This is a genomic window from Streptomyces sp. NPDC004134 (assembly GCF_042874195.1).
Lineage (GTDB): Bacteria > Actinomycetota > Actinomycetes > Streptomycetales > Streptomycetaceae > Streptomyces.
In genome coordinates this window covers 87819-95183 of sequence record NZ_JBIAMS010000034.1, presented here as the reverse complement: position 1 = coordinate 95183, position 7365 = coordinate 87819, and the positions used below count along the sequence as shown (strand labels likewise).

Annotated in this window: 10 protein-coding genes; 4 read left to right on the top strand and 6 right to left on the bottom strand. The window is 71.9% G+C overall.

From position 1 onward, the window contains the following. Positions 1 to 281 precede the first annotated feature (281 nt). Positions 282 to 914 (bottom strand): DNA-3-methyladenine glycosylase, encoded by a 633-nt coding sequence (locus ACFYVJ_RS31900; RefSeq protein WP_388898980.1) that lies wholly within the window; start codon positions 912 to 914, stop codon positions 282 to 284. A gap of 50 nt (positions 915 to 964) precedes the next feature. Here ACFYVJ_RS31900 and ACFYVJ_RS31895 point away from each other — a divergent pair, with 50 nt between their 5' ends. The 3 genes from ACFYVJ_RS31895 to ACFYVJ_RS31885 all read left to right on the top strand — a co-directional run bounded on the left by ACFYVJ_RS31895 (position 965) and on the right by ACFYVJ_RS31885 (position 3023). Continuing rightward, on the top strand, positions 965 to 1747 hold the full coding sequence (locus ACFYVJ_RS31895; RefSeq protein WP_101425261.1) for a sporulation protein: 783 nt from the start codon (positions 965 to 967) through the stop codon (positions 1745 to 1747). A gap of 127 nt (positions 1748 to 1874) precedes the next feature. Beyond that, entirely contained in the window at positions 1875 to 2414 is a 540-nt protein-coding gene (locus ACFYVJ_RS31890) for a YbhB/YbcL family Raf kinase inhibitor-like protein (RefSeq protein ID WP_388898977.1), read from the top strand. An 81-nt stretch (positions 2415 to 2495) separates the two neighbouring features. After that, complete coding sequence (locus tag ACFYVJ_RS31885) at positions 2496 to 3023, top strand: HNH endonuclease (protein ID WP_388898974.1); 528 nt, start codon at positions 2496 to 2498, stop codon at positions 3021 to 3023. Between the two features lie 113 nt (positions 3024 to 3136). On the opposite strand, the gene ACFYVJ_RS31880 is transcribed toward ACFYVJ_RS31885, so the two are convergent. The 3 genes from ACFYVJ_RS31880 to ACFYVJ_RS31870 all read right to left on the bottom strand — a co-directional run bounded on the left by ACFYVJ_RS31880 (position 3137) and on the right by ACFYVJ_RS31870 (position 5497). Further along, positions 3137 to 4099 (bottom strand): SPFH domain-containing protein, encoded by a 963-nt coding sequence (locus ACFYVJ_RS31880; protein WP_388898971.1) that lies wholly within the window; start codon positions 4097 to 4099, stop codon positions 3137 to 3139. A gap of 82 nt (positions 4100 to 4181) precedes the next feature. Then, positions 4182 to 4562: an NfeD family protein gene (locus ACFYVJ_RS31875; protein ID WP_199850680.1), complete on the bottom strand. Its 381-nt coding sequence runs from the start codon at positions 4560 to 4562 to the stop codon at positions 4182 to 4184. Between the two features lie 137 nt (positions 4563 to 4699). Continuing rightward, on the bottom strand, positions 4700 to 5497 hold the full coding sequence (locus ACFYVJ_RS31870) for an ABC transporter ATP-binding protein (protein WP_388898968.1): 798 nt from the start codon (positions 5495 to 5497) through the stop codon (positions 4700 to 4702). A gap of 115 nt (positions 5498 to 5612) precedes the next feature. On the opposite strand from ACFYVJ_RS31870, the gene ACFYVJ_RS31865 reads away from it, so the two are divergent. Continuing rightward, on the top strand, positions 5613 to 6410 hold the full coding sequence (locus ACFYVJ_RS31865) for a hypothetical protein (protein ID WP_388898965.1): 798 nt from the start codon (positions 5613 to 5615) through the stop codon (positions 6408 to 6410). Positions 6411 to 6553: 143 nt separating this feature from the next. On the opposite strand, the gene ACFYVJ_RS31860 is transcribed toward ACFYVJ_RS31865, so the two are convergent. Further along, entirely contained in the window at positions 6554 to 6793 is a 240-nt protein-coding gene (locus ACFYVJ_RS31860; protein ID WP_388898963.1) for a chaplin family protein, read from the bottom strand. 211 nt (positions 6794 to 7004) lie between these two features. Further along, positions 7005 to 7250: a chaplin gene (locus ACFYVJ_RS31855; RefSeq protein WP_388898960.1), complete on the bottom strand. Its 246-nt coding sequence runs from the start codon at positions 7248 to 7250 to the stop codon at positions 7005 to 7007. Positions 7251 to 7365 lie beyond the last annotated feature (115 nt).

The window sequence follows — 7365 nt, the reverse complement described above, 5'->3', positions numbered from 1 at the left end:
CATCGATTACTTGGCACACTGTTGAGTTCTCAAAGAACGGACACTACCTTCAAAACCCTTCCGGGCCTCTCCGGGCGTTTCCCTTCGGTGTTCCACCACTGTAGCGAAGAATTCTCTCCGCTCCAAAACCGGGTCCCGGGCGTCGCAGCCGAGGCGCGACAACAGGAAACTCAGGTTTACGAAAGATCGTCTGGAGGATGGTGTCGGCATCAGAGCGTGCGAGACACCAGGCCACTTACGGCTCTATCTACGATACGGACCCGCCCCCGCCCGCGTCAAGCTCATGCCGCCTTCGGGCGGCGGCGTGGCTCGTGGGCGCGGTACGGGCTGACCGTCGGGTCGTCGGCGATCCAGTAGCGCCACGGGTGGTGGGCGCCGTCGCCGCCGACGCCGGTGCGGGGGCCCGTGCGGATGCGGGTGTGGTCGGCGGGGGTGCCGGCCAGGAGTTCCAGGGGGGAGCCCGGGGTGCAGGCGTCGGTGCCGTTGAGGCTCCGGTCGACGTCGAGGGCCGTGGCGAGGCGGGCGGGGCCCTGGGCCAGCTCGCGGTCCTTGCGGGCCTTGGGGCGGTGCTTGCGGGCCAGCTCCGTACCCTCCGTCACCTCGCCCGCGCGCAGGAGGACGGCGCTCGCGGCGCCCTCTTCGCCGCAGACCACGTTCATGCAGTGCCACATGCCGTACGTGAAGTAGACGTAGATGTGCCCCGCGGGGCCGAACATCACGGCGTTGCGGTCCGTGCGGCCCCGGTAGGCGTGCGATCCGGGGTCCTGCTCCCCCGCGTACGCCTCGACCTCCGTCAGTCGCAGCGAGATCGTCCCGGCGGCGGTGCGGCGCAGTAGTGTTCGGCCCAGCAAGTCCGGCGCCACCTCCAGTACGGGCCGACGGAAGAACGAGCGGTCGAGCGGAGTACGGGGCATGTCGGGTGAGCGTAGTTGAGCAGACCTACAGGGGAGCAGGGGAGTCCGCGATGGGGTTCAAGAAGCTTTTCGCCAGCCTGGGGGCCGGCGGCGCGTCGGTGGAGACGGTGCTGAACGACGCGAACGTCGTGCCCGGCGGGGTCGTCCAGGGCGAGGTCCGCATCGAGGGCGGGTCCGTGGCCCAGGAGGTCGAGGGGCTGTCCGTCGGGCTGCAGGCGCGCGTCGAGGTGGAGAGCGGCGACAACGAGTACAAGCAGGACATCGAGTTCCACCGGCAGCGGCTCGGCGGCGCCTTCGAGATCCAGCCGAACGCCGTGCACAACGTGTCGTTCAGCCTGGACGTCCCGTGGGAGACGCCGGTGACGTCCGTCATGGGGCAGCGGCTGCCGGGGATGAACGTGGGCGTGACGACCGAGCTGGAGATCGCCCGCGCGGTGGACTCGCTCGACCTCGACCCGATCTCGGTGCACCCGCTGCCGGCGCAGCAGGCGATCCTCGACGCCTTCGGCGGTCTCGGCTTCCGCTTCAAGAGCGCGGACCTGGAGCGCGGGCACATCCGCGGCACCCGGCAGCGGCTGCCGTTCTACCAGGAGATCGAGTTCTACGCGCCGCAGCAGTACCGCGGGCTGACCGCCGTGGAGCTGACGTTCCTCGCCGACGGGCACCAGATGGACGTGGTGCTGGAGATGGACAAGAAGCCGGGTCTCTTCACCGACGGCGGCGACTCGTTCCGGATGTTCCAGGTGGGGCTCACCGACTTCCAGCAGACCGACTGGACCGCGTACCTCAACCAGTGGATCTCCGAGGTCGGGTCGCGGCGCAACTGGTTCTGAGCCGCGCGTCGTGTGGCGGCGGCGCCCCGGCCGCTGCTCGTTAGGCTGACCGCCGTGGCGGCGCACCGCGTGTCCGCGTACCCGCCACGCCGTGTCCTTGCGTCACAGCCACCCGGAGGTGTCTCACGTGCCCGAGCAGAACCGGCCGCCGCTGCCCCACGACTTCCATCCCGCGGTGCCGTCGTTCACCGTCACCAGCGACGACGTACGGGAAGGCGCTCCGCTGCCCGACGCGCAGATCGGGGCGAAGGGCAACACCTCGCCGCAGTTGCGCTGGTCGGGGTTCCCTGAGGGGACGAAGAGCTTCGCCGTCACCTGCTACGACCCGGACGCGCCGACCGGCAGCGGGTTCTGGCACTGGTCGGTGTTCGACATCCCGGCGTCCGTGACGGAACTGCCCGCGGGCGCGGGCACGGGGGACATGGCCGGGCTGCCGCAGGGCGCGGTGACCGTACGGAACGACGCCGGGACCCACGACTTCACGGGCGCGGCCCCGCCGCCCGGTGACGGGGAGCACCGGTACGTGTTCACGGTGTACGCGGTGGACCAGGAGAAGCTGGGCCCGGACGCGGCGGCGACGCCGGCCGTCGTGGGCTTCAACCTCCGCTTCCACACCCTCGCGAGGGCGCAGCTCGTCGGCACCCACGAGGAGCCCGCGGCGGGCTGAAATTGCGTTGTCGCGGCCGATCTCCGGGGGCAGAGTGGAGCCACCTCGCCGCTCGGCGGGGCCAGTCGGGAGGTGACCGGGATGCGCGAGACGCTGGTGCTCAACGCGAGCTTCGAGCCGTTGTCGACGGTGTCGCTCCGCCGTGCGGTGGTGCTGGTGCTGCAGGACAAGGCCGTGGTCGAGCAGGCGCACTCCGGTATGCGGCTGCGGGCGGCGAGCGTGGAGCTGCCGGTGCCCCAGGTGATCCGGCTCTGCCGGTACGTGCGGGTGCCGTTCCGAAGACGCGCGCCGTGGTCGCGGCGGGGTGTGCTGGTACGCGACCGGCACCGGTGCGCGTACTGCGGCCGCCGCGCGACGACCGTGGACCACGTCCTGCCGCGCTCGCTGGGCGGCGGCGACACCTGGCTGAACACGGTGGCGTCGTGCGCCGCGGACAACCACCGCAAGGCGGACCGGACGCCGGAGCAGGCGGGGATGCGGCTGCTGCGGCGGCCCTTCGAGCCGACGCCGGCGGACGCGCTGCTGCTGGCGCTGGGAGTGCGCGAGCAGGAGCAGTTGCCGGAGTGGCTGGTGCCGCCGGAGGGCCGCGAGGTGGGTGTCGCCGCGTGAGTTCCGGCGCCTGAGCGCCCCGTCCGTGCTGTACGGAGACGAGCCCGCCCCCGGTCGTTGCGACGACCGGGGGCGGGCTCGTGTGGTACGGCGTGCGTACGGGCCGCGCGCGCCTACTCCAGCGGGGGCTGCTCGCGGTAGGCGGGGGCCTTGCGGGTGCTCGTCTTGGGGGCGCCGCCGTCGCCGCCGCCGGTGGGCGAGGGGGTGCCGAAGTTGCCCAGGGCGCCGCCGAGTCCCTTGAGGGCGTCGCCGATCTCGCTGGGCACGATCCAGAGCTTGTTCGCGTCGCCCTCGGCGATCTTCGGCAGCATCTGCAGGTACTGGTACGACAGCAGCTTCTGGTCCGGGTCGCCGGCGTGGATGGACTCGAAGACCGTGCGGATGGCCTGCGCCTCGCCCTCGGCGCGCAGCGCCGCGGAGCGGGCCTCACCCTCGGCCCGTAGGATCGCGGCCTGCTTCTCGCCCTCGGCGGTGAGGATCTCGGACTGCCGGACGCCCTCCGCGGTGAGGATCGCGGCGCGCTTGTCGCGGTCGGCGCGCATCTGCTTCTCCATCGAGTCCTGGATGGAGGTGGGCGGCTCGATGGCCTTCAGCTCGACGCGGTTGACGCGGATGCCCCAGCGCCCTGTGGCCTCGTCGAGGACGCCGCGCAGTGCGGCGTTGATCTCCTCGCGGGAGGTCAGGGTGCGCTCCAGGTCCATGCCGCCGATGATGTTGCGCAGGGTGGTGACGGTGAGCTGCTCGATGGCCTGGATGTAGCTGGCGACCTCGTAGGTGGCGGCGCGGGCGTCGGTGACCTGGTAGTAGATGACCGTGTCGATGTTCACCACCAGGTTGTCCTGGGTGATCACGGGTTGCGGTGGGAATGGCACGACTTGTTCGCGCAGGTCGACGCGGTTGCGGATGGTGTCGATGAACGGCACCACGATGTTGAGGCCGGCGTTGAGGGTGCGGGTGTAGCGGCCGAAGCGCTCCACGATGGCCGCACTGGCCTGCGGGATGACCTGGATCGTCTTGATGAGTGCGATGAAGACGAGCACCACCAGGATGATCAGGACGATGATGATCGGCTGCATGCTGCTCCCCGGTTAGTGATCCAATTGTGCGGCCCAGCCGCCGAGTGTGGCAGAACGGCCTTGCCCGTAAGGGCGCTTCCGGTCACATGACGACGGCGGTCGCACCGTCGATGTCCACAACATCGACCGTCCGGCCGGGTTCGTAAACCTCACCCGAGTCGAGCGCCCGGGCGCTCCACACCTCGCCGGCGAGCTTGATGCGCCCCCCCGAGCCGTCGACGCGCTCCAGCACCACCGCCTGTCTGCCCTTGAGGGCGTCGGTGCCCGTCGTCGCTCCGCCCTGGCCGCGATGGCGGCGCGCCACGGGACGTACCGCGGCGATGAGGGCGGTCGAGACGACCGCGAAGACGATCACTTGCACGACGAGCCCGCCCCCCAGGCCGGCCGTCACCGCGGCGGCGACCGCGCCGACCGAGAACATGCCGAACTCCGGCATGGCGGTCAGCACCAGGGGAATGCCCATGCCCACGGCGGCGATCAGCCACCACACCCATGCATCCACGGTTCCAATGCTATTGCGGGGCAAGGGATTCGGGACAGATGCCCGGGAGCTGTGACCGGGAAGCTACGTCTGTGGTGGGCCGGTTGGCCGGGCGGGTGCTACGCCTTCGACATGGGGAGGCCCTGCGCGGTCCAGCGGTCGCCCACGCGGTCGAGGAGGAGCGGGAGTCCGAAGCAGAGCGAGAGGTTGCGCGAGGTCAGCTCGGCCTCGATGGGTCCGGCGGCGAGGACCTTGCCCTGCCGGATCATCAGCACGTGCGTGAAGCCCGGGGGGATCTCCTCGACGTGGTGCGTCACCATGATCATCGAGGGCGCGTACGGGTCGCGGGCCAGCCGGCCGAGGCGGCGTACGAGGTCCTCGCGGCCGCCGAGGTCGAGTCCTGCGGCCGGCTCGTCGAGGAGGAGCAGCTCGGGGTCGGTCATCATGGCGCGAGCGATCTGGGTGCGCTTGCGCTCGCCCTCGGAGAGGGTGCCGAATCTGCGGGCCAGGTACTCGCTCATGCCGAGGCGGTCGAGGAACGCCTTGGCGCGGTCCTCGTCGACGGCCTCGTAGCTCTCCTGCCAGGTGGCGGTCATGCCGTACGCGGCGGTGAGGACGGTCTGCAGGACGGTCTGGCTCTTGGGCAGCTTCTCGGAGAGCGCGGCGCTGGCCATGCCGATGCGGGGGCGGAGCTCGAAGACGTCGACGCCGCCGAGTTTCTCGCCGAGGATCTGGACGGTGCCGGAGGACGGGAAGAGGTAGCTGGAGGCGATGTTCAACAGCGTGGTCTTGCCCGCGCCGTTGGGGCCGAGGATGATCCACCGCTCGCCCTCGGCGACCGACCAGGAGACCTGTTCGACCAGAGCCCTGCCGTCGCGGACCACCGATACGTCCACCAGCTCCAGTACATCGCTCATGAGCGTGCCGTCTCCCCTTGCAGTGTCGGTCCTTCGTACGCGGTGCGCGCCTGCGACACCGCCCCAGGGCAAACCTACGCCACGCGATGTCGGACCCGGTCCGTAGGCTGGTGCCATGCTGGAAGAACCACGTTCAGGCCGGCTGGCGGCCTGGGGAAATGCCCTGCTTTCCGGGCACATCTCGCCCGACGAGGCCGCGGAGCGCATCGTCGCGGACGACGCCGGGCACCGGGTGGCGGGGCTGCCGGAGGAGGAGTCCGCCGAGGGCGTGGCCCTGACCATGGCGCTGGGGCGGCTGCGGGCGCTGGGCGCGAAGGGCCTGCGGGTGGCGCTGCCGGTGCCGGGGCATCCGCTGGGCCTGGCCGGCCCACCGGAGTTCAACGCGCTGGCGCTGGACGCCGGCGAGGCGGTGCTGGTGACCGGGGGGCCGCCGCTGGGGCTGGTGCCCGAGGTCTGGTCGGTGGGGCCCGAGGGCGACGAGGTGGTCCGGGTGAGGTGGCGCTGCCTGCCGGTGCGGGATGCGCCGCCGGCGGACGTGCCGTCGCTCGGCGAGGCGGAGCGGGAGCTGGCGGAGGCGATGCGGGACGCCACGGAGGTGCTGTCGCGGCTGGACGTGGCGGGGTCGGGGCCGGTCGCGGAGGCGGCGCTGGCGGCGTACCGGGCGCGGGCGGACCGCGGGCGCGAGGTGCTGGCGCCGGGGTATCCGCCGCGGGCGGTGCGGGTGCTGGAGCTGGCGCAGCGGGTGGGGGCGCTGGTGGAGATCGCCCGGGATTCCGGCCAGGGGCACGGGGCGGCGGTCAGCGCAGGTCAGATAGCGGCCCGCGGGGAGGCGCTGCGGCCGCTGGAGCGGACGGCGCGGCGGGCGCGGGTGGCGGCGTACAACGCGTTCGTGGAGGAGCTGGAGCGGGGCTGAGCTGCGGGGGGCAGGGGCCGGTCCAGCACCGTGGCCGACGGTGAGCACCGAGGCTGACCTGCGCGGCGCGTGGGAGCGTACGGCCGCGCGTAAGCCCCCCGCGGTCGTGCCGTGGGGGGCTTGCGCGACGGAGAAGCGCTCCGTCAGCCGTTGACGCCGGTGTTGCCGAACGGCGCGTTCAGCAGGCCGACGACGGACACGTTGTTGCCGACGACGTTCACCGGCACGTGTACGGGGATCTGGGCCGTGTTGCCCGACACGAGACCGGGCGAGCCCTGGGCGACGCCTTCGGCACCGGCGTCGGCCAGGGCCGCGCTCGCACCGGCACCGACGGCGAGACCCGCGGTGGCGAGGACGAAGGCCGCCTTCTTCACTGCACGCATAAAAAGTCGTTCCTCCTGTTGGGTGGGCACACCCCGGGGCTCGGGGGTACACCTTGCGCAACGGCGGAGGAGTCCAGCGGGACACGCCGCGACGGCCGGAGCCCACCGTTCGGCCCAACGGGCGGCGATCCTGCGAACGCCGCGAGCGCGCCGGGTCGGCCCGCCGGGCGGTGCCCGGGGGCCGGTTCCGGTGCCGGCAGACCGCGGTCCTTCAGCGGTTCAGGCAGAGGTTGCCGAAGGCGGGGTTCAGCGCGCCGACGACGGTGACGGTGTTGCCGCAGGCGTTCACGGGCACGTGGACCGGCACCTGGACCAGGTTGCCGGAGCCGATGCCCGGCGAGCCGACGGCCTGCCCGCCGGCGGCCGCGCCGCCGTGCGCGGCGGCCATGCCCGCACCGGCCATGGCCAGGCCGCTCGCGGCGATGGTGATGGCAGCAGCCCTCTTCAGGTTCCGCATGTGTTCCTCCTCGGGTCGGCCGCGGCGTGTGCCGCGGCATGCCATGGAGAACGCGGGCGGTCCGGCGCGGTTGCGCCGGTCGGGCGACATCTACACGACAGTATGAATCTCGGAT